This is a genomic window from Chryseobacterium sp. WLY505, from assembly GCF_030846215.1.
GTDB lineage: Bacteria > Bacteroidota > Bacteroidia > Flavobacteriales > Weeksellaceae > Chryseobacterium.
On record NZ_JAVCWI010000002.1, the window covers coordinates 251528 to 275300 of the forward strand.

The window sequence follows — 23773 nt, forward strand, 5'->3', positions numbered from 1 at the left end:
TATATTTTAAAGTTTAGACATCGTCGCCCAGAATCTATAGACTTCTTGCAGAAATCTACTGTTTTCTAAATAATTTTTATCAGCTTTCCCCGGTTTTCAGGCGTCCTGCTGCTCAATTTAAAATAGGGTGTTTTTCCCTCACTATTTTGGGAGTTACAGGTTTAATTTTGTTCAAAATAAATAAAATGAAATCCATGAGAACAATCAATTACATCGTTATACATTGTACAGCAACACAGTCAGATGTTAAAATAGAAAGCATTAAAAGGTATTGGAAGGAAAGCCTGAAATGGAAAAATCCAGGGTATCACTATATGATAAAAGCGGATGGAGAAATAGTGAACACTTTGCCCATCGGTCAGGTATCCAATGGAGTTGCAGGCTGGAATTCTCAAATTATCAATATATCATACATTGGAGGTATTGATAAAAGCGGTAATCCAGAAGATACAAGAACGGAAGAGCAAAAAAAATCTATTATCAAACTGTTAAGAGAATTAAAATCAACATTTCCTAAAGCTAAAATTCAAGGACATAAAGATTTTCCCAATGTTCATAAAGCTTGTCCTAGTTTTGATGCTAAGAAAGAGTATTCAGGGTTATCATAAGCCGAAGTACTGTAAGGCGAATTTTAAATAGCATTACGGGAAACTTAATGTACAAACAATTAAAAACCAGTCCTTACGGTTTCCCGTAGTGTATCCCTGCACCATATCCGTATATTTACCATGTTTGTGAAAACACAGCGTACATGTCAATTTTTTTATCCTCCTTCTTGGGGGATTTTTTTATGATGGGAGAGGTCTTCAGGAATAAAAAATAAAACCTCCGGAATTTCGGAGGTTTGTTTCTATAAGTTTTCCCAGGTTTTCTTTATACTCTGCATTTTTTTAAGATAAAAATACAAAGGAATAAGTTCTAATCTGAGGGTAAAGCTAATTGATGGGTACATAAACGGAATAATGGCCATCATAATAAGGCAAACAGCAATCCCGATAATGGCATCTGCTATGGCAGCCTGTGGTGCCCATTTTTGTTCAAACCAAAGTCCGTAGGCTACAATCCCTTTAAATAAAAACAAGACACAGATCAAAAGTCCGGTCATTGAATAGGGATGATTGGCATTCATTCCGTATAATGATAAAGAGACATGAGTCATCAGAGAGCCTGCCATCAAAAAAATAGCAGCCAGTGCGCCTCCGATTAAAAAGATCCACAAGAAAACTTTAATCCAGGTGGGTAATAAATTTCTTCTTCGTGTTAAAGTGTGGTTTTCAAATTCTGCAAAAGCGGTTTGCTTTTCTTCCATGGAGTATTAGTTTTATAAGGTTTTTATCCGAAAAAAGCATTGGAACTACCGATCCAGATGGCATCTTTTTTATTGAAATCTACATTTACCATGGCGGCTTTTGTCATTCTTCCAAGATTTTCCAATAGGATAGGACGTTCGTCATTTTCCCGCCAAATATACAACAAACGGATCTCTGCTTTTGAAAAATCTCCGTTGATATCTTCAAAAATGGGTTCATAGTACACTTTTCTCTGCAAAATATAATTTTCCTTATCCTGAATAGCCTCTGTAATTTCCTTTGTAGGGTTTAAATTAACACCGCTTCCCGCGAATGAAAATAAAGGCTTTAATACAAAATCATCCAGGTTTTCATGTTCCGGGAATTCGTGCAGGAAATAACTCGTTGGAACAAACTGATGCTTCAGTAAAGGCAAAAGGAACTTTGATATTTTAAAGAACCAATTCGGGTGAGTGATCCATTTGACATCCACTTCCTCGCGGAAATCAAATTCTGTAGTAAGATCAGGAATATTATCCAGTTCGTCAAATATCACACGGTTGTAGATTCTTTTGATTTCAGTTAGCTTACCATTATTTTCATAGTATAGCTTTCGTCCTTCTTTCTTTACTTTCGTCAGACATACGGTCTTGATGCCTATTAATTTTTCTGTCAGAGCAAAATCAATAGCCGTTTTCTGTCTTTCCGGAAAAATTTCGAGCAAGATGACATTTTCAGGATTTTCATCTCCTACAATCAGTTCTTTTAAATAGTTTTTAAAAGTTTCATGCGGCATAGGATTTCTGATCTCTGCAAGAAAAGGATAAACTTCACAATAGGTTTCCTCATATACTTTCTGAAAAGCATACAAAGAAGGAAATGCCTGAAGTTCTATCAGCTGAGGTTCTATTACTCCGTCTTTACTTTTACAGACTCCAAAATCTATGGTAAAAAAATGGGGTTGATTGGTATCATTGGGAACTCTACAGTTTTCAGGAATGGCTTTTTGAAGAAGTTCTGCCGGCATTGCCTTAATCTGGCTGATGATACTCTCGCTGGCGTCTATAAGCTTATTCTCAAATTCTTTAGTCAAAAAAATAGGACTTTCTGAAACTCTGAACGTAGGTTCTGTTCCTCCTTTTTCTGCCAGGATACTTTTGAGCTGATTGTATTTTTCCTCCGAAAACTCCTGATTGTACTGTTTTCTGTATTTTGGAATCATATTTTTTTTCTTTTGTGGTGTTAAAAAAACCGGACGTTTATGCCCGATTTGATTTTACCACAAAAGGCACAAAAGTTTTAGAATATAAAAGTTTACAATACACTTTTATAAAATACCTATTTAATTGGAAAATCTTTGATTTTCAAGAAAGCATACGTGTTCTTCTCAACAGCTTTTATGATTGTAATACCCAAATTCCTTTTGTGTCTTTTGTGACTTTTGTGGTTTGTATTGATTAAGCCAAAGATTCAGCTTTTTTCAAAATGTTTTTTTTTGCAAACTGAAGGAATCGCGGAAGAATCTGATGTCTGGTCAGAATGATTTTATCTTCATCGTCTATTCTGTCCATGGTTTCAAGATATTTTTCCATTCCGAAGCTTTCAATCATGGCTTCTTTGTTCTTTTCATCCTTTAAGTTTTCGATCAGAGATTCAGGATTGGCTTCCGGGTGAAACTGTGTCCCGAATATTTCCTCCGAAAAACGAACAGCCATTACCGCTCTTTCAAGATTGATATGAGGTCGGAATTTTTCAATCGCCATAATCGTCATTCCCAGTTCTTCGAAACGAGCATGATCCGGTTCAATAAACTGGTAGGCTCTGGAATCTACCGCATAAAAAGGATCCTGAAGATTTTTGAACAAGAATTCTTCTTTACCTTCCTCTGTTTTATGAACAGGCATTACTCCAAAAGAATAAGACTTTCTTTTGCAGATATTTCCCAGATTCCAGTGAATACTTGCCAGTTGGAATGAATGACAGATCAGGAAAAGGTACTTTTTATCTTCATGGTGTTTATTATGCTCAAAAACAGAGTCCAAAAAATTTGCAAACCGGTCTTCCCAGGCAAAACCTTCACGATGTGGGTTTCCCGGACCGCCTGAAGAAATGAAAATATCAAAATCTCCGATCTCCGGCATTTCATCTTTAAACCTCACGTCAAATGTCCTGATCACCACATTTTCTTCAGAGTTCTGCTGAAATGAATCAGAAATTTCTTTAATGTTTCTGAAACCTTGATTTACATGATTGTTGTTCATGTCCAGCAGAGCAATTCGAATATCTTTCATTACATCATATTTTTTGCAAAGTTACCAAAATATTATGAAGCAGGTTCACCATGGGTGATGCCATATTCCGTTTCAGAGATCATATAATCAACCACTTTCGTCAGATCGCCTGTTTCCTTAAAGATCTGAAGCTGCCGGTCTGCGCCGGTTCCGTTTTCAAGAATTTTCCAGGCATATTCCACTTCGTGGCGGCATCCCAGATCGTCTACCACATCATCAATAAACTCTAAAAGTTCTTTCAATAAATGAGGATAAGGAACGGATTCCTCTTTCCCAAAATCGATGAGGTGGGCTTCTATACCGCTTTTGGAGGCCCGCCATTTATTTTCGTTCAGCAATAGTCTTCTGTAGCTTCTGAAACTCAGGTTTTGCTGGTGAAGTTTATAGATTTTGGCAACGAGACTCTGCATGATGGCAGCAAGACATACCGTTTCATCAATTCTTAACGGCATGTCACAGATTCTGAATTCGATTGTTGGATAAAACGGATGTACCCTTAAATCCCACCAGATTTTCTTGGCATTGTCGATGGTTCCTGTTTTTACCAGAAGATCGACATAGCTGTCGAATTCCGCCAGAGAGTTAAAGTAACTCGGAATACCGGTTCTTGGGAATTTTACGAAAATTTCCTGTCTGTACGATTTAAAACCTGTATATCTTCCGATCCAGAAAGGTGAATTGGTAGAAAGGGCATACACGTGAGGCAGGAAATACCTCATTACATTCTGAATTCTTACACCTTCTTCACGGTTGGGAATTCCAATATGAACATGCAGTCCGAAAATAAGATTTTCACGGGCTACATCTCCCATATCATCAATGATTTTAATATATCTTTCTCCCTGAGTGATATTGTTGTCAGACCAATGAGAGAATGGGTGAGTGCCACCTCCGGAAACACGAAGTCCCTGTTCATGGGCGATATTGATGAGGTGACGCCTCAAATTCGTTAATTCTGTTCTGGCTTCCTGGATATTCTGGCAGATTCCTGTTTCCATTTCAATCATGGATTCGTGCATTTCGTGCTTTAAGTTCTCACTTAAAACCGCTTTGCCGCCTTCAATGATTTTTGAAACGTGAGAAACCAGATCTCTGCTTTCAACATCAATGATCTGATATTCTTCTTCAATTCCAATAGTAAACTGATGATGCATTTATTTTGTGTTTTTTAATTCTTTTTCAATGTTATTTTATGGAATCTTTCACAAATGTTCCCCAGGCAATGTTAGGTTTCCCCGGAACATATTCTTTAGCTTTTTCAATAGCCAGTTTGGCAGCGTGCTCTATAATCCATGCAAAGTTTTCTTCTCCTACAGAATTGCGGTCTGCGTCAGGAGCAGGATTACAGAAGTCGATAGCATAAGGAATACCGTCTCTTACTGCAAATTCCACGGTGTTGAAATCATATCCCAACGCTTGATTCATTTTAATGGTATAATCATGAATGGTTTTCAATAGCTTTTCAAGTTCTTCACCTTGTGTCTGATGAGTGGTGGCATATCTCAGATGAGGTGCATTTCTAGGCTCATAAGGCATAATGTGGACATATTTTTGGCCCAGACAATACACTCTGTAATAATCATCAAAGATAATTTCCTCCTGTACCATCATCACGAGCTGTTCCGTTTCACCCAGTTTGTTCCAGAGATCATCCGGATTTTCTACTCTGTACACGTTTTTCCAGCCGCCACCGTCGTGAGGTTTCATGTATGCCGGAAACCCTACATAATTGAAGATATATTCCCAGTCATGAGGGAATTTCAGGTTTCTGAATGAAGTTTCTGAAGTATTATCCGGCCTTTCGTGCGATGGAAGCAAAACTGTTTTAGGAAGTGGAATTCCCAGTTTAGACATCAGTGCATTGTTGAAAAACTTCTCATCAGCACTCCACCAGAACGGATTATTGATTACATAAGTACCGTTAAGGGCTGCATTTTTTAAATAAGCTCTGTAAAAGGGAACGTCCTGTGAAATTCTGTCGATAATCACCGCATAACCATAATCTGCACCCTGTTCCAATTTATCAATCGTAACGGGTTCAGCGATGATATCTCCACCTCCCATTTCATTTACTTTGTCTATAAATGCCCAGGGAAATGTGTCTTCCATACCGAAAAGAATTCCTACTTTTTTTGTCATAATTTTTGTTTTTAAGGTGGGTGTATATTTTTTCTATTTGTCTTTTTATTGCTTTAAGAGAAAAAGGCTCCTATAAAAGTTGGGAAGACCATTCTCCACAACGGCCAGTCGTGGCCAATCCATTTTCTTTCATCATACCAGAAGTCTATCCCTTTTATTCTCAGTATTTCAGCCATTTCAATATTTTTATCCTTGCAGATATCCTGATCGGAAGTACTGAGGACAATATGCATATGTTTGTATTTCCAGGCTTCATCATTTCTTACAAATTCTCTTGGACAGTTAAAGTATACCAGATCATCAGAATAGCCATCCATAAAATTCCTTATGCTGAAAGCTCCCGAAAGACAAAACAGGTGAGAAACCACATCCGGAAATCTGAAAGCGAAATTAGCAGCATGATATCCTCCGAAACTAGCACCTGCCACAGCAACACGATGGGTCTTGTGAAGTTTTTGAATATAAGGAACAAATTCCTTGATCAGAAACTGTACATACCGTTCGTAGTTTCTTATTCTTTGCTGAGGAGATATGTTGTCATCGTAAAAACTCCAGCTGTCGATGGTCTGTACATTGTAAAGTTTTACTTTTCCCTGTTCTATAAACCAGTTGATACTTCCGTTGAGATGAAAATCATGATTCTGGGTATATTGTCCCTGGGAAGTTGGAAACATGATGATAGGGTGGCCGTAATGTCCGGTCACTTCTACCTTGAGGCTTGTTCCCAAAATATTTGAATAATACTCTGTATGTTCTATATGAGGCATTTTTCCTTATTTGGTTTTATCTTTTCTAAATTACATTTTAGTAGGGAATCTTGGTACAGATTGTATATTATGAATTCAATAACATTTTGAATATCAATGTCTCGGTTCATTGTTAAGAACTTAATTTATTGCTTTTCGGTGGCAGAATGTTCAGCATATCCGCATGAATCATTTCAGCAGCAGAATCCAGTCTGTCCTGTACAACGGAGGCGTCTCCGGATCTATATACAATTCCTACATGATAATCTATGGGAAGAAATTTGACAACTTCTTCGCATTCAAAATTGGTGTAGTTGGGTTCTTTATCTTTAATCAGTGCCACAATTAAGCCTGAATAATAGCCTGTAGGAGGAGAAACACTGTAATCGTGCCCTCTCAGAAGAGCATCTTCAATTTTCGCCCATTCTCTCCAGATATTGATCCCGCTTGAGGCTTCAACCAGGTCCGGAATATGAGCCCCGCCAACTCTTGATGAAGTTTCAAGGAAATACCATTTTCCATCTTCTTTTCCACGGATAAATTCTGTGTGGGTGGCTCCGTTGATCAGTCCGAAATTGGATAATACTTTCGCATTTATTTCCTCCAGTGCTTTGAATTCTTCAGAATATCTTCCTAAAGTTTTGGACCGGAATACTCCACCCTCATGCGAAACCTGCATAGGAGGAGCAAGGTATTTTGAAGCAGAAGTGAATACTATTTTTTTGTTGAAAGTAAGGCTGTCTACATGGTAAACGTCTCCTGGTTTAAAGCTTTCCAGTAAAAAAAGATGACGTTCTTCTCCCAGAGTATCCAGTGCTTCAAGAAGCTGTTCTTTGGAGGTTATTTTCTTGATTCCTGATGCTGATGCTTCTGAACGTGGTTTTAGTACCCATGGAGCAGAAACGCGGTCTGTAAATTCATCCACTTCATGATCATTGAAAACAGCGGTGAATTCAGGGACGCTGATTCCGGAATCTTTTGCTTTTTGGCGCATCGCCAGTTTATCTCTGAAATAGCGGTGGGTAGTCTGTCCCATTCCGGGAATCCGGAAGGTCTCTCTGATTAATGCTGCCTTTTCAACATCATAATCATCCAAAGCCACTACAGCATCTACTTTTCTGGTTTTCATCAGGTGGGAAAATCCCTGAATCAAATGTTCCAGATTCCATACGGAAGGCTTTACCTCAGGCATATAGAATGCCTCATCAATAGCATGCCAGGGCCAGTTTTTTTCTTTGAGGTTTTCGGAGGTTACCAGGATGATTTTATTGCCGATCTTCTTCATTTCGTCCATAAAATCGTAGCCTTTGTAATAGCACGAAATACACACAATAGTTTTCTTCTCCATATAATGTTTTTTAAGATTTAGTGGATTTTCAAAAATAAAAGCATTTATTTATTATTTTATTAATAGTAAAAAATGAAATATCATGAGTTTTTGAAAATCCACTAATCAATTATACAGAGTTTTTTTGTAAAAAACTAATTTTTAGTGATAATTTTCAATTAAATTCACCAGGAGTTGAACCCCAAAACCGGTAGCTGCTTTTTCTTTAGCATAGCCTACACTTCCAAAGGCTACTCCGGCAATGTCCAGATGAGCCCATTTAGGGTGATTTTCAATGAATTGTTCCAGGAATTTAGCCGCAATAATACAGTCTCCTACAGGTTTCAGAGAGATGTTTTTCATATCGGCTACATCAGACTTAATATCGTCTTTCCAGACATCCCATAGAGGCAGATTCCATACCCTCTGATTGGTCTGATCTCCCGTTTTGATCAGATTATTTTTCAGTTCTTCATTATTGGAGAACATGGCAGCACAGGTGTCACCGAACATTCTTACCGAGCTTCCCGTTAACGTCGCCAGGTCAATCAGGAAATCTGTTTTATAGTTCCTGGAAAGATAAGATAAACCGTCTGCAAGAATCAGTCTGCCTTCCGCATCCGTGTCAAGAACTTCAATGGTTTTTCCGTTGTAAGCAGTGATCACATCACTTGGAAGGAGAGCCTTTTCTGAAACAGCATTATCAGTAATAGGAAGAACAGCAACAATGTTTACCGGAAGCTGCATTTCAGCGGCATAGATCAACGTTCCCAAAACAGCGGTCGCTCCACCCATATCAGATTTCATATAATGCAGGTTTGCAGAGCTTTTTATTGATATTCCTCCGGTGTCAAATAAAATACATTTTCCTACCAGTCCGAAAGTTTTGGCGTTTTTAACGGTAGTTTTATATTCTAAAATAGTGAAAGCAGCATCGTAAGCACTTCCTTGGTTCACAGAAAGATAAGCGCCCAATCCAAGTTCTTCACATTTTTTTCTGTTGAAAGCAGTGTATTTTAAGTCATATTTTTTAGCCAGATTTTTAAGGTAGGCACTTAAGATATCCGGTTTTTTCAGATTGGCTGGTTTGTTAAGCCAGTCCTGGCAGGCAGTCTGTCCGTTGACCAAAGCTTCAGCTTTCTGACTGATATGGTCTAGTTTTTTCTGGCTTAAATTTTCAAAATGCAACTCAAATTTTGCATTCCAGAACACATGTTTTTTATCAAAAGGATAGTTATACGTTCCCATCAAAAGTCCTTTTACAAATTCTTCGAACTGTTTTTCGTTCATGAAATCGGCAAGAGCCAACGTAGGAACTGCCTGCAGTTTTTCTTTCTGTGTCTGTGAAAACTTAGCTGCTACCTGCTGAATTTCGAAATTTTGTAAAGTAGATTTCCCTAATCCAATGAAATAAGTAATTCCTTCTTCATGAGCATTGACAAAAACTTCATGTTTCTTTCCTGTAAAAAAAGTGGAAATGTTTTTATTGAAATTTTTACTGGTTTTTGTCCATTCTTCCTCGGTAAACAGGTGGAGAACCTGAGTGTAATTTTTGTTTTTTTTATTGATTAGTTTCATAAATAGAGGTTATATTTTCTAAATTCATAAAGATTGCTGTCTTCATTGGGTTCTGTCTGAAATTTTCTACAGCCATTTTAGATTTAGTTTTTTATGCTTTGTTGTTGTGGTTTTACTTCAACCGGATTTTCTGTATTATCATAGAAGAGCCATTCTATAGCCCTTGGAAACTCCTGTGACCAGTAAAATTCATTGTGAGTGCCTTCAGGATTGATATTGGTTTTAAATTCAAAATCAAAAAGTTTTTTCTCTTCCCATCGCTTCAGATATTCTTCAAAAATATGAATTCTTTTGACCATTTTAGAGCCTTCCTGACCTCCGCCGTAGAGATAAATTTTGGTTTTAAACGGAACTCTGAAATTCATCATCGGAAAGTTATTATTCGGTTCTACCCAAAGAGAAGGTGAGAAAATCAATAGTTTGGAATACACTTCAGGATAAAGAAATCCACTGTATATGCTAATAAGTGCGCCCAATGAACTGCCCCCGATTCCGGTATTGTCACGGTCTTTTTTGGTTCTGTAATTTTCGTCCACAAAAGGTTTTAAAGTGTCTGCAATGAAGCGGATGTATTTTTTTCCTTCAGAACCGTTCGCTACATGATCATTATCAAAAATATATTCTTTGATTCTTTCCTCACTGCCATGTTCTATCGCAATGATGATAAGATCACCACGTCCGTATTCTGCAAGAATAGACAGTTTTTTATCAATCTCCCAGTTTCCGAAGCCGCTTCCTTCATTGAATAAGTTTTGTGCATCCTGAAGATATAAAACAGGATACCGTTTATCTGTGTTGTGATAGTCGTAGGGAAGCAGTGCCCAAACCTTACGGTAACGGTCAAGCTGCGGAATGTAAAAATTTTCGGAAATAACTTCTGCTATAGGATAATATTCTTCTTTGAACGGTCCCCAGTTCAATCTCCATTTTTCTACAGAATCTGAAGTTTTACCAGCATTCTTTTTGATTTTCCGGTTGGGCGTGATATTTCCATACTGATCCAGTTCTACATTCTCCCATCCGCCTTTTGTAAATTTATATTCAATATCCTCAGGAAGTACCTGATCTTCGATTTCTATACAATAATTGGAAGCATCAAGTTGTTGAAGCTGGAAATTATAATCTTTAGGGTTCCATGTATTGAAATTTCCGGTAATAAATACCGGTCTGTCGTCTTTTTCTTCTGTATAAAGTTCAAACCTCATCGTTGTGTTTAATAAAATATTGATGTTAAATGTATAAAAAAAGATTGTTTTGAAATCATAAAAATGTGCGGTAAAAAATGATATATTTGATAGATAGACAAAACACGGAATGATGTTGACAATTATTTGATGAATAATTCATCGCTATTGTCAGTATTTTTCGTAGTTTCAGGGAAAATATAAATATAAACTGATCTTGATGAATTCTGTTAAGACCTACACGCTTTTCACCGATCATGATGTGTACCTTTTCAAAGAAGGCAGACATTATAAGCTGTATGGTAAATTTGGAGCACATTCTGCAGAAAAAGAGGGCGTAAAGGGCGTATATTTTTCCGTTTGGGCACCCAATGCAAGGAAAGTTTCCGTGATCGGAAATTTTAACAACTGGAATCACAAAGATCATATTTTGTTTCCGAGATGGGATGAATCAGGAATTTGGGAAGGGTTTATTGAAGGATTAACCTGGGGAACACTATACAAATATGCTATTGAAACCCAAGGGGGCGAAATTCTGGAAAAAAGTGATCCTTATGCGGTAAGCTGGGAACAGAATATTCAGGCCGCTTCTCTGGTTTCCACCACCTGGTACGAATGGAATGATCAGAAGTGGATGGATAGCCGCTGGGAAAAAAACAGACTGGAAGCTCCGCTATCGGTATATGAACTGCATTTGGGTTCCTGGGTAAGAGAAGAAGATCAGCCCCAACGTTTTTTAAACTACAGAGATATTGCTAAAAAACTGGTCCCTTATATCAAAGAAATGGGGTTTACCCATGTGGAATTCATGCCCGTGATGGAATATCCTTACGAACCGAGCTGGGGATATCAGATTACCGGTTTTTATGCAGCAACTTCACGCTTTGGTTCACCACAGGATCTAATGTTTCTTATTGATGAACTTCACAATAATGACATAGGCGTTATTCTGGATTGGGTTCCGTCCCATTTTCCGGGAGATGCCAATGGGCTTCACCGTTTTGATGGATCCTATCTGTATGAGCACGAAGATCCGAGAAAAGGCTTTCATCCGGATTGGAAATCGCATATTTTCAATTACGGAAGAAATGAAGTGAAGTCCTTTCTGATCTCAAATGCCATGTTCTGGCTGGATCGTTATCATGCAGACGGATTGCGTGTGGATGCGGTCACCTCAATGCTTCATCTTGATTATTCACGAAACGAAGGCGAGTGGGAACCTAATATCTACGGTGATAATGTAAATCTGGAAGCGAAAGCCTTTCTGCAGGAATTCAATACGGCTGTTTATAAAGAATTTGGGAATACTATCATGACCATAGCAGAAGAAAGTTCAGATTTTCCTATGCTTACAAAGCCTGTACATGACGGTGGTGTTGGATTTGGAATGAAGTGGATGATGGGATGGATGCATGATACGCTGGATTACTTCAAAGAAGATTTTGTTAACCGCAAATTCCATCATCATAAACTGACCTTTGCTTCCATGTATATGTATAATGAAAATTATATGATGCCTTTGTCACATGATGAAGTGGTACACGGAAAAGCAAGCCTTATTTATAAAATGAAAGGAGACGAATGGCAGAAATTTGCCAATCTCCGTACCTTATATGTATATATGTATACCCATCCAGGAGCCAAACTGCTTTTTATGGGTGATGAATTCGGGCAGACCAGTGAATGGAATTTTACCCGAAGTCTCGACTGGCATTTGCTGAAATATCCTGTTCACAAAGGAATGCAGGAGATGGTAAAAGAACTGAATCACCTCTATAGATCGGAAACCGCTTTTTACGAAAATCAGTTTGACAAACATGGTTTTGAGTGGGTAGAAGCGGATGATCTTGAAAACTCAGTATATGTATATCTCAGAAAAGGAAAAAGAAAAGATGATGTCCTGATGGTGGTTTTAAACCTCGCACCAAAAGTATTGGATTATAAAATCGGGATTTCTGCAGGAACCCATTGGGAAGTTGTTTTAAATTCTGATGATGAAAAATACAGTGGAAGTGGAGTAGAACCCGAAATTCTGGAAGAGAAGTATGAAGAATGGAGAAATTATCCAAAAACAATGACCGTGAAATTGCCGCCATTGGCTGGAATTGTTTTACGTCAGAAGAAAGATAAAAAATATAAATTACATAGAATTAAACACAAGAGATAAAGAATGGTTGTTTATCATTTAAGTACAGAATGTTATCCTGTCGCAAAAGTAGGGGGCCTGGCAGATGTGGTGGGAGCATTACCAAAGTATCAGAATAAAATAAAAGGAATAGAAGCTAAGGTCGTGATGCCATGGTACAATAAACCCTTTATTCACGATCACGAATTTGAAATTGTTTTTGATGGATTTATTCATCAGGGAACGAATATGCTGCAGGTTCAGGTGTTGAAAGAAAAGAGCAATGTGTTGGGATTTGAACTGTATATGGTAAGGATTCCGGGATTATTGGACAGGGAAAACCCTTATGGATACCAGGATGAAAACTTCCAGTTTCTGGCATTCCAGCATGGCGTTTTGCATTGGCTTTCTGCGATGAAAATCCGCCCTGATGTACTTCATTGTCATGATTATCACACCGGATTGGTTCCTTTTATGATAGAAAACTGCCATGAATTTGAATTCTTAAAAGGAGTAAAAACAATAGGAACGATTCATAATGGCGAATATCAGGGCATGATGAGCTGGACAATGGCACAATATATGCCTTCTTTTGACCATTACAAATGGGGACTGATGGATTGGAACGGATTCATGAATCCTCTGGCGAGTATGATTAAATGTGCCGATGCTTTTACTACTGTTTCCGAAGGTTATCTTGAAGAACTTTTCATCAGCTTCCGCGGACTGGAAAGTCTGGTTCGTCAGGAATTCGGAAAAGCATACGGAATTATCAATGGTATTGATACTGAAGTCTGGAATCCTGAAACTGATCCGATGCTGGATTTTAATTTTAACAGCAAAAATGCAGTAGCTCAAAAGAAGAAAAATAAAGAAAAGCTTTGCAAAGAATATGGATTAAAACCTGAGCTTCCTTTATTTGCTTTTATCGGAAGATTTGCTACGGAAAAAGGTGCAGACCTGCTGCCTGATGTGGTGTGGCGAAGCATTAAGCAGAGCTATGGTGCTTTAAATATTATGATTCTTGGATCAGGAAATACCTATATTGAAAATAAACTGAAAGAGTACGACTATACCTACACCAATTTCGCATTGGATCTTGGATATAAAGAACATCTTTCCCATAAGATCTATGCTTCAGCAGATTTTCTTTTGATGCCTTCAAGGGTAGAGCCCTGCGGATTGAATCAGATGTATTCCATGAGATACGGAACCGTTCCTGTGGTAAGATATACCGGAGGTCTCAGGGATACCGTAGAAGATATTTCAACAGGGGGAGCAGGACTTAATTTTACGTATCCCGGTGTAGATGATGTTGTACATGCGATGAACAGGGCGATGGCGATTTATAATCAAAAAGGCGTCATGGATGATCTTATTCATGCCAACATGAATTTTGACTTTGCATGGGAGAAATCTGCAGAAAAATACATAGCTTTATATAATAGCTGATTGAATGTAATATGAAAACAAAGAATGCTTTAATGTAGCAGTAAACACTAAGAACAGAACAGTAAACTTAATAAAATAAAACGCAAGATATTTATGAATCGAAATGTAATCTCTATTGTTTTAGGAGGAGGCAGAGGAACAAGATTATTCCCGTTAACGTATACCAGATCAAAACCGGCTGTTCCTATTGCAGGAAAATACAGGCTGGTAGATATTCCTATCTCAAACTGTCTGAACTCAGGATTGAATAAAATCCTGGTGTTAACGCAGTTTAATTCTGCTTCCCTCAATTCACATATTAAAAATTCTTATCACTTTGACATCTTCAGCAAAGGCTTTGTTGATATTCTGGCAGCCGAGCAGAATGTGGAAAATGACAGCTGGTATCAGGGAACAGCAGATGCCGTACGCCAGTCGATGAAACATCTTGAAAAATATGATTATGATTATATCCTTATTCTTTCAGGCGATCAGCTCTATCAGATGGATTTCAGGGAAATGCTGGATTTCCATATTGAAAACGGGGGAGACCTTACCATTGCTACCATTCCTGTCAATGCAAAAGATGCCACAGGTTTCGGGATCTTAAAATCTGATGATGAAGGAAATATCACTTCTTTCTATGAAAAACCGGATTTTGATACGCTGTCAGGCCTGAAGTCTGAAGTTTCAGAAGAAAATAAACACACCGGAAAAGAGTTTCTGGCTTCCATGGGAATTTATATTTTCACCAAGAACATCCTTAAAAAGATGTTTGATGAAGGCGCAGGAGATGATTTCGGAAAAGATATCATTCCGAGTTCTATCGGAAAGTACAAGACACTAAGCTATCAGTATGAAGGCTATTGGACGGATATCGGAACCATAGAATCTTTCTACGAAGCAAATCTCGACCTTTGTCTGGATCTGCCACAGTTTAACCTTTTCTCTTCCTCACCGATCTATACCAGAGCCAGAATGCTTCCGCCTTCAAAAATCAACGGTTCCTATGTAAGTAAAGCTGTTTTTGGAGATGGATGCATCATTATGGCAGATAAAATTGAAAATTCCGTGATCGGAAACAGGACCAGAATTGATAAAGGAAGTACCATTGTGAATTCCTACGTCATGGGAGCTGATTTCTACCAAAATACTACTGAAATTGTCATCAATGACAGAGGTGGACGTCCTAATATGGGAATCGGAAAATACTGCTACATAGAAAAAGCAATTCTTGATAAAAACTGTTACATTGGTGACAATGTGAAAATCATCGGCGGAAAACATATTCCGGATGGTGATTATGGAACCTATTCTGTTCAGGATGGGATTGTGGTAGTGAAGAAAGGAGCGGTGATTGCTCCGGGAACACATATTGGGTAAGAATTCTTAATATGAAAATACAGGTATAAATTTGTCTTATAAAATCATACACCTTATAATAAAGTATATGGAAAAAAGAAACCTAACCAGGTTTCTTTTTTTTGTTTATCATGATTTTATTTAGAAAATAAGGTCAATGAATATTCCAGGTCTGGATCTTTGTGTTCTTTTAATGATTGTAAGAAAAATTGGGTGTTCACCGTATGATCAGGAATTACCCCCTTACAGTTAGCAACATTCTCCTTATCATCACTGTTGAAGAATATTTCCGTTCTGGGAATAGAAATAGTGGATTTGGTATGAGGAAGTCTGTACGTAAGAAACCATGCTGCAGTCGTAAAATTGCTGCAGGAACCCGTTTCCTTTCCTACAATTGCGCCTCTTTTTTCACTTTGAAATAGAGAAGCAAAATAGGTGGCTGCAGAAAAAGTACGGTTATTGATCAATAAAACAATTTTTCCGTCAAAAAATGCGCCGTCTCTGGGATAGCTTTTTATATACGTATTATCCAGTCTTGAGTTTCCAAAATAATAATCTCCTTTTTCTGCTTTATCGAACCGCTGTCTCATGAAATTATTCTGGTCGGCAATATCCTTATCAGAATAATAACGGTTGGTCTGGGGATCTACCAGATGATCGTTGTAATTGATGTCAACAACTTTAGTTCCGTATTTGTATTCATTATTGAATGTTTTATCATTAGCAATGAAAGAATACAGTAAGGGAACATTACTGATGGCTCCTCCCGGGTTGTTGCGGATATCCAGAATAAGGTTTTTAATTTTCAGATCTTTTATTTCCTGGAAATATTTCTTTAACCTTTCATAAAAAAAACTTTCATCATAAGAAAATGATTTCACAGATAAATAGTAAGTGTCAGAATCAATTGTATAACCATAAATTCCAGCGTTTTCTGAAATCAGATCAACAGGCAATACAGAATGCCTGCTTTCATAATAGAATCTGGGATATTTAATACCTTTCACTTTCATGGTTTTCTGTTCCCCACTAGATGTTTTGTATCGTAATGAGAAATCATTCGTACGATTTTTTAAAATAAAAGGAATATAAAAAGACACATCTATATCTTCCACTTTGATATTTCCGTCTGCGGCTTTAGGAACGGCCTGTAAAAGTTCTTTAGAGCTTATACCATTAATCTCCATAATCTCACTGCCTACTTCAATAGCGTAAGGATTGGATCCGTTTACAAATAGCTGCCCATTCTGTACATAAATCTGCAAAGGAAAAAAATGTAGGGAGCTTAAAATATTTTCAAAATAATTGGAATCTGCACTGAAGGAACTGTGTCCGTCCCCAATGATTCTAGTAGGATTGTTCATAAGCAGGCTGATATAGCTTGGATCTTTTTTAACAATATTACGGAGAGAATCTATTTTTTTTGCAATGATTTCCTTGCTGTGGAATCTGTAAGGATTGGGATGCTGTTTCTGAATGATATCAACTGCAATATCGAAGTCTTTCAGGTATCCATCCTGTGGGATTTCAGAAATTGAGTATTGGGAAAATACAATTGATGATAACAAAACCAATGGAAATGTACATAACTTCTTCATAAAAATAAAATTAAGTTGTTCCAAAAAACAATATGCATACCATATATACCACAGATTATTTGATATTAATCATTAAATCAATATTTTTTAATGCATTATTTTTTTTTCAAAACAATCTGTATATTGTTCACTCTTTTTATTTGTATTATTTTTGTGCGATGCGTATTTTTAAAATCTTAGCGGTAATCATTATTCTTTTGGGGGGAGCTTATGCTGCGTCCATGTATTATTTTGTGGATGAAAGTAAAAACTTTACGATTGAAAAAGAGATCGATTATCCCGTGGATAAGGTTTTTTCCCAGTTTAATAATCTTCAGAATTTTACGAGATGGAATAACTTTTTTACCAGCTCACCATCCATAGATATTGATTATTATACACCGTATGAAGGACAGGGAAGTGCCATTAGCTATGTAGATCCTAAAAATGATACCGATGGAGAAATGTTCATCAGGTATGAAAACCTCAATAAAACATTGAAATATCAGCTTTTTGAGGATGAAAATGAAAATCCGACATTGGTTGACGTTAAATTCAAACCGGTTTCCGCTGAAAAAACAAAGATTACCTGGTATGTTCATACCCCGAAGCTGTCTGTCTGGAAAAGAGTGGAAAACTTCTGGACTGAAGACCGTTTTGCGGAAAATATCAATAAAAGTATGGTAAATCTTAAAAACTCTTTAGGAAATAAAGTGGAAAAAGATAACCAGATGGCAGCCATCAAATATGACAGTTTAATGGTGGAGAATGAAGAAGATAAACTGTTATTGGGAATCAATGTAAGTACCTCAAACAAAAAAGATGCGCTGTACAAAAATATCGTGATGAATTATAACAAAGTCTATAATTTCGTAACGATGGACCTTGGGAAAAGAGATGATGAATTCGGATATCCGGTCTTGATTACGGACGCCGATAATTACAAAGACAAGGAGGTTTCTTATTTCCTCGGAATTCCACTTTCTAAAAAGATTGGAGTTTCTGACAATAATTTCAATTTTAGGTCTGTAAATCCGTCTCAAAATTACGTAATGTACTACAAAGGGAACTACGAGGGACGAATTCGGGCAATTCAGCAGCTTATTCAGAAAGCCAAAAAAGACGAGATGCGCTTCGGAGATATCCGTCAGACCTTTATTGAACGTCCGATGGAAGGTCAGGAGGTGAACGTTAAGCTCTCATTATCAGTATATAAGTAATTTTTTTTTATTTTATTTTTTCTTAAGTTTTTTTAACGGTTTCAGACTGTTCTAACTCGGTTTTTTTTATTAAATTTGAAGATTAATTCTACAAATAAATTTTAATAAATAGATAAACTGTAATAATGGACAGATTTTCATTCCTAAACGCAGCTCATTCTCAGTTAATTGAGGATTTATACCAACAGTACTTAAAATTCCCGGACTCTTTAGAACCATCATGGAAAGCTTTCTTTCAAGGCTTCGATTTTGCTTTGGAGAACTACGGAGATGACGATAACACCCAGTTTATTCAGGCTTCAGCCAACGCTGCCCCGGCAGTTCAACAACAGATTTCTCAGGCAGTATCCAACGGAGAAGTTCCTGAGCATATCAAGAAAGAATTTAAAGTAGTAAACCTTATCGAGGCTTACAGAACAAGAGGACACCTTTTTACAAAGACTAACCCGGTTAGAGAAAGAAGACATTATACCCCTACTTTAGACATCGAAAATTTCGGTCTTTCTAAAGAAGATTTAAATACAAAATTCAACTGTGCTGTTGAAACAGGAATGAAAGAACCTGCTACTTTGGCAGATTTGATCAAGCACCTTGAAAGCATCTACTGTGATTCTATCGGAGTAGAATATATGCACATCAACAATGTTGAAGAAAAAGATTTCATCAAAAGATGGCTTCAGGTAAACGAAAACCACCCAAGTCTTTCTGCGAACGAAAAAACAGAAATCTTATTAAAATTAAACCAGGCGGTTGCTTTTGAAAACTACCTTCACACAAAATTTGTAGGACAAAAAAGATTCTCATTAGAAGGTGGTGAAACATTAATCCCTGCTTTGGATCAATTGATCTCAAGATCTTCTCAGCTAGGAGTAGATGAAGTAGTACTAGGGATGGCTCACAGAGGTAGACTGAATGTTTTGACTAACATTTTCGGAAAATCTTACAAGCAGATCTTCTCAGAATTTGAAGGAAAAGAATTTGAAGAAGATGTATTCTCTGGTGACGTTAAATATCACTTAGGATCTTCTAAAAAGATCAAAACAGCTTCCGGAGAAGAAGTTTGTATCAACCTTACACCAAACCCGTCTCACCTTGAAACGGTTGCTGCTTTGGTAGAAGGTATCTGCCGTGCAAAAGTAGACGACAAATACAAAGATTATTCTAAAGTATTGCCAATCATCATCCACGGTGACGGTGCTATTGCCGGACAGGGTATCGCTTATGAAGTGGCTCAGATGATGACTCTGGAAGGATACAGAACAGGAGGTACAGTTCATATCGTTGTGAATAACCAGGTTTCGTTTACAACGAACTATATGGATGCAAGATCTTCAACATACTGTACAGACATTGCTAAAGTTACAGAATCTCCTGTAATGCACGTCAATGCTGACGATGCTGAAGCAGTTGTTCACGCTATCCACTTTGCGGCTGACTTCAGAGCAAAATTCGGAAAAGACGTTTATATCGACCTTTTAGGTTACAGAAAATATGGTCACAACGAAGGGGATGAGCCAAGATTCACCCAGCCTAACCTTTATAAGACTATTTCAAAACACCCGAACCCAAGAGAAATTTATAAAGATAAATTGCTTAAAGACAGCGTTACTTCAAACGACGTAATTGCTAAAATGGAAACAGAATTCAAAGCTCTTCTGGATAAAGATTTTGATGCTTCTAAAGAGATTGAGAAAAACGTAATGGATGTGTTCATGGCTGAAGATTGGGTAAACTATCCAATTGGTAAGAGAGGAGCAGTTCAGTTACCGGTAGATACAAAATATGACCTGGCGAAGCTGAAAGAATTGGCGCTTAAGATGTCAACACTTCCGGCAGACAAAAAGTTCATCAATAAAATTACAAGACTTTTCGATAACCGTATCAAAGCGATTGAAGGAAACTCATTAGACTGGGCACTAGGAGAGTGGTTAGCTTATGCAACGCTTCTTGTGGAAGGTCATAATGTAAGAATTTCCGGAGAAGATGTGGAAAGAGGAACATTCTCTCACAGACATGCTGTGGTAAAAACTGAAGATACAGAAGAAGAATACATCCCGTTAAGACATGTTTCTGAAAACAGATTTGATGTATTCAACTCTCACCTTTCAGAATATGGTGTTCTAGGTTTCGATTACGGATATGCAATGGCGTCTCCAAATACATTAACCATCTGGGAAGCTCAGTTCGGAGATTTCGTGAACGGTGCTCAGATTATTGTTGACCAGTATTTAGCTGCTGCAGAAGAAAAATGGAAAATTCAGGACGGATTGGTAATGTTATTGCCTCACGGTTCGGAAGGACAAGGAGCAGAGCACTCTTCAGCAAGATTGGAGAGATTCCTTACTCTTTGTGCTAACGAAAACATGGTAGTAGCCAATATTACTTCTCCTGCCAACTACTTCCACTTATTGAGAAGACAGTTGAAATGGGCGTTCAGAAAGCCATTGATCGTAATGAGCCCTAAATCTTTATTGAGACACCCTAAAGTGGTTTCTCCGCTTGAAGATTTCGCAACAGGTTCATTCCAGCCAATCTTGGACGATCCTACAGCAGATCCTAAAAAAGTAGAAAAAGTAGTTCTTTGTTCAGGTAAACTGTACTTTGAATTACTGGCGAAGAAAGAAGAACTGAACTGTGAAAACATTGCTTTAGTAAGATTTGAGCAGTTATATCCGCTTCAGACAGATGCTATCGAAGCCATCTTCAACAAATATGAAAACAGAAAACAACTCGTGTGGGCTCAGGAAGAACCTGAAAATATGGGGGCTTGGTCTTATATCCTGAGAAACTTCAGAGATACAGGAATCCAGGTAGTAGCTCCGGTACCAAGCGGTGCACCAGCTCCAGGTAGCCACAAAATGTTTGAGAAAAACCAAAATGCAGTGATCAACAGAGTTTTCGACAGAGATGATGCTCCTGCAAAAAGACCCGTTACAGCTTAATTTAAATAATAATCAATTAAAAAATAAAAAATACTCGATATGTCAGTTTTAGAAATGAAAGTTCCTTCACCGGGCGAATCAATTACAGAAGTTGAAATTGCAACTTGGCTTGTAAAAGATGGTGATTATGTAGAAAAAGATCAACCTATCGCCGAAGTGGATTCAGATAAAGCAACTCTTGAATTGCCTGCAGAACAAAGTGGTGTGATCACTTTGAAGGCAGAAGAAGGTGATGTAGTACAAGTAGGTCAGGTAGTTTGTTTAATTGATATGGATGCTGCAAGACCAGAAGGTGCTGCACCTGCTGCTGAAGCTCCAAAACAGGAAGAAGCTCCGAAAGCTACTGAGCCTGCTAAACAAGAAGCTCCAAAACCAGCTGCTCCGGTAGCTGCTCCACAAACTTATGCAACAGGAGCTCCATCTCCGGCTGCTAAGAAAATCCTTGACGAGAAAGGAATGGATGCTGCTCAGGTTTCAGGAACAGGAAGAGATGGAAGAATCACTAAAACTGATGCTGAATTAGCGGCAGTTCCTGCATTAGGAGGAAGCCCTATGACTGCTACAGGTGCAAGAACTACCACTACCACTAAACTTTCAGTTTTAAGAAGAAAAATCGCTCAGAGATTGGTTTCTGTGAAGAACGAAACAGCAATGCTGACGACTTTCAACGAAGTGGATATGTCTGAAATCTTCAGATTAAGAAAGCAATATAAAGAAGAATTTGCTCAAAAACACGGAGTAGGACTTGGTTTCATGTCTTTCTTTACAAAAGCAGTAACAAGAGCACTACAAATGTATCCGGATGTAAACGCATCTATCGACGGAGACTTCAAAGTAAACTATGATTTCTGCGATATTTCAATTGCCGTTTCAGGTCCTAAAGGATTAATGGTTCCGGTATTGAGAAATGCTGAAAATATGTCTTTTGCAGGTGTTGAAGCCAACATTAAAGATCTTGCTACTAAAGTAAGAGACGGTAAAATTACGGTTGACGAAATGACTGGTGGTACTTTCACCATTACAAACGGAGGTACTTTCGGATCTATGATGTCTACACCAATCATCAACCCTCCACAATCTGCAATCTTGGGAATGCACAACATTATCCAGAGACCAGTAGCGGTGGACGGACAGGTAGTAATCAGACCAATGATGTACGTTGCCATGTCTTATGACCACAGAATTATCGACGGTAAAGAGTCTGTAGGATTCCTTGTAGCGGTAAAAGAAGGTATCGACAATCCTGTTGAAATTCTAATGGGAGGTGACGAAAGAAAAGGCCTTGGATTATAGTTTTTGATAAAATTATAACATAATATATGATCTCGCCTTAAAAAAGGCGAGATTTTTGTATTTATTAAGAAAATACTACAATGATGTTTTCAAAAATGACTTCTAATATCAAAGTTTCAGTAATACCTGAATATGATAGTAAAAACAGTTATCCTTCCGAAAACCGTTACGTTTTTAAATACAATATCACGATAGAAAATGACGGAAGCTTTCCTATCAAAGTATTGAAAAGAAAATGGTTGATCTTCGATGTCGGATTCGGATACACAGAAATTATAGGCGACGGAGTGATTGGATTGACTCCCGAGATAGGAACCAATGAAAATTTTGCTTATTTTTCCAATGTAATGCTTCGTTCCGGAGTAGGAAATATGAGCGGAAAATACCTGGTTAAAAACATGGAGACACAGGAAACTTTTGAGATTGATATTCCAAAATTCAATCTGTTGTCTGAAGTGTTGAGTAATTAATAACAGATGTTCTGTACCAAGTACAGGTTTTTACAAAGGAACCCGGGTTCTGTTTGTTTGTAAGATGACTAAAGCTTTTTAATTTTTGCTTTCATATACTCATTTACTTCATCATTACTGGTGAGGAAGAGCTTTTCAAATGCCAGTAAAGATATTTTAGCACAAACTTCTGCATCAGCTCCTGCTCTGTGATGGGTAAAATCAATTTGATGATATTCTGCTAATGGCTTAAGCCCGTATTTCGGAAGGTAGTTCCATGATTTCTTGGCAAGCTGAATACTGCACAGATAGTTCAATTTTGGGGTAAACATTCCGTAGTGCTCCAGACATCCTCTTAAAACAGAAGCATCAAATCCCGCATTGTGAGCAATCATAAGACTGCCATACATCATATCCTGAGCTTCATACCATATTTCATCGAAGGTAGGGGCATCTTTTACATCTTCCGGCTGAATTCCGTGTACAGCAATATTGAATTTACTGAAATAAGGAAAACTCGGAGGTTTGATCAGCCAGGTCTTTGTTTCTACAATTTTAGAATCCTGTACCACACAAATTCCCATCTCACAAGCGGAACTTTTCTCATGAGTGGCCGTTTCAAAATCTATTGCACAGAAATCCATTGTTTTTTATTATAAGTTGTTGGTTGTTATTCAGTTGCTGGTTCTATAGTTTAGAGTTTAATGTTCAGGGTTTAAAGTTTAAGGTTTAAGGTTTTGAATTTAAGATTAATTGAAGTTATAAATTTTTACCCTAATGAATCCTTAGTTCATGATAAGTAAAGAAAGTTGTAGTTTTC

19 protein-coding genes are annotated in these 23773 nt (G+C 37.6%); 8 read left to right on the plus strand and 11 right to left on the minus strand.

From position 1 onward, the window contains the following. The first annotated feature begins 194 nt into the window (after nt 1-194). Nucleotides 195-608 (plus strand): N-acetylmuramoyl-L-alanine amidase, encoded by a 414-nt coding sequence (locus RAH34_RS06575; RefSeq protein WP_306595575.1) that lies wholly within the window; start codon nt 195-197, stop codon nt 606-608. A gap of 242 nt (nt 609-850) precedes the next feature. On the opposite strand, the gene RAH34_RS06580 is transcribed toward RAH34_RS06575, so the two are convergent. From RAH34_RS06580 to RAH34_RS06620, 9 genes are all read right to left on the minus strand, one after another. Beyond that, complete coding sequence (locus tag RAH34_RS06580; RefSeq protein WP_306595576.1) at nt 851-1309, minus strand: hypothetical protein; 459 nt, start codon at nt 1307-1309, stop codon at nt 851-853. A gap of 23 nt (nt 1310-1332) precedes the next feature. Beyond that, on the minus strand, nt 1333-2511 hold the full coding sequence (locus RAH34_RS06585; RefSeq protein ID WP_306595577.1) for a hypothetical protein: 1179 nt from the start codon (nt 2509-2511) through the stop codon (nt 1333-1335). Nucleotides 2512-2746: 235 nt separating this feature from the next. After that, nucleotides 2747-3580 (minus strand): type 1 glutamine amidotransferase, encoded by an 834-nt coding sequence (locus RAH34_RS06590; protein WP_306595578.1) that lies wholly within the window; start codon nt 3578-3580, stop codon nt 2747-2749. A 32-nt stretch (nt 3581-3612) separates the two neighbouring features. Beyond that, nucleotides 3613-4734 carry a carboxylate-amine ligase gene (locus RAH34_RS06595; RefSeq protein WP_306595579.1) on the minus strand — a complete coding sequence of 374 codons (1122 nt, stop codon included), beginning with the start codon at nt 4732-4734 and terminating at the stop codon, nt 3613-3615. A 31-nt stretch (nt 4735-4765) separates the two neighbouring features. Next, nucleotides 4766-5719, minus strand: a complete 954-nt coding sequence (locus RAH34_RS06600) for a RimK family alpha-L-glutamate ligase (protein ID WP_079241894.1) — start codon at nt 5717-5719, stop codon at nt 4766-4768. 53 nt (nt 5720-5772) lie between these two features. Continuing rightward, complete coding sequence (locus RAH34_RS06605; RefSeq protein ID WP_306595580.1) at nt 5773-6486, minus strand: alpha/beta hydrolase-fold protein; 714 nt, start codon at nt 6484-6486, stop codon at nt 5773-5775. Nucleotides 6487-6598: 112 nt separating this feature from the next. Beyond that, nucleotides 6599-7813, minus strand: coding sequence for an acetyl-CoA carboxylase biotin carboxylase subunit family protein (locus tag RAH34_RS06610; protein ID WP_306595581.1), 1215 nt, complete (start codon nt 7811-7813; stop codon nt 6599-6601). Nucleotides 7814-7954: 141 nt separating this feature from the next. Then, nucleotides 7955-9370 (minus strand): M17 family metallopeptidase, encoded by a 1416-nt coding sequence (locus RAH34_RS06615; protein ID WP_306595582.1) that lies wholly within the window; start codon nt 9368-9370, stop codon nt 7955-7957. Nucleotides 9371-9453: 83 nt separating this feature from the next. Further along, complete coding sequence (locus tag RAH34_RS06620) at nt 9454-10575, minus strand: alpha/beta hydrolase (RefSeq protein WP_306595583.1); 1122 nt, start codon at nt 10573-10575, stop codon at nt 9454-9456. Between the two features lie 199 nt (nt 10576-10774). Between RAH34_RS06620 and glgB the strand changes: the two genes are divergently transcribed. From glgB to RAH34_RS06635, 3 genes are all read left to right on the plus strand, one after another. Beyond that, nucleotides 10775-12721, plus strand: a complete 1947-nt coding sequence (gene glgB, locus RAH34_RS06625) for a 1,4-alpha-glucan branching protein GlgB (protein ID WP_306595584.1) — start codon at nt 10775-10777, stop codon at nt 12719-12721. A gap of 3 nt (nt 12722-12724) precedes the next feature. Continuing rightward, nucleotides 12725-14131: a glycogen synthase gene (locus RAH34_RS06630; RefSeq protein WP_306595585.1), complete on the plus strand. Its 1407-nt coding sequence runs from the start codon at nt 12725-12727 to the stop codon at nt 14129-14131. A gap of 93 nt (nt 14132-14224) precedes the next feature. Beyond that, nucleotides 14225-15493, plus strand: coding sequence for a glucose-1-phosphate adenylyltransferase (locus RAH34_RS06635; RefSeq protein WP_114821316.1), 1269 nt, complete (start codon nt 14225-14227; stop codon nt 15491-15493). Nucleotides 15494-15609: 116 nt separating this feature from the next. On the opposite strand, the gene RAH34_RS06640 is transcribed toward RAH34_RS06635, so the two are convergent. Continuing rightward, nucleotides 15610-17070, minus strand: a complete 1461-nt coding sequence (locus RAH34_RS06640) for a S41 family peptidase (protein ID WP_306595586.1) — start codon at nt 17068-17070, stop codon at nt 15610-15612. Nucleotides 17071-17228: 158 nt separating this feature from the next. Here RAH34_RS06640 and RAH34_RS06645 point away from each other — a divergent pair, with 158 nt between their 5' ends. From RAH34_RS06645 to apaG, 4 genes are all read left to right on the plus strand, one after another. Continuing rightward, nucleotides 17229-18269, plus strand: a complete 1041-nt coding sequence (locus tag RAH34_RS06645; protein ID WP_306595587.1) for an SRPBCC domain-containing protein — start codon at nt 17229-17231, stop codon at nt 18267-18269. A gap of 125 nt (nt 18270-18394) precedes the next feature. After that, entirely contained in the window at nt 18395-21211 is a 2817-nt protein-coding gene (locus RAH34_RS06650) for a 2-oxoglutarate dehydrogenase E1 component (RefSeq protein WP_114821319.1), read from the plus strand. Between the two features lie 39 nt (nt 21212-21250). Beyond that, nucleotides 21251-22504, plus strand: coding sequence for a 2-oxoglutarate dehydrogenase complex dihydrolipoyllysine-residue succinyltransferase (gene odhB / locus RAH34_RS06655; protein WP_306595588.1), 1254 nt, complete (start codon nt 21251-21253; stop codon nt 22502-22504). A gap of 95 nt (nt 22505-22599) precedes the next feature. Then, nucleotides 22600-22974 (plus strand): Co2+/Mg2+ efflux protein ApaG, encoded by a 375-nt coding sequence (gene apaG, locus RAH34_RS06660; protein WP_228412001.1) that lies wholly within the window; start codon nt 22600-22602, stop codon nt 22972-22974. Between the two features lie 68 nt (nt 22975-23042). Here the strand turns inward: apaG and RAH34_RS06665 are convergent, their stop codons facing one another. Further along, complete coding sequence (locus RAH34_RS06665; protein ID WP_114821321.1) at nt 23043-23597, minus strand: 3'-5' exonuclease; 555 nt, start codon at nt 23595-23597, stop codon at nt 23043-23045. Nucleotides 23598-23773: the final 176 nt, after the last annotated feature.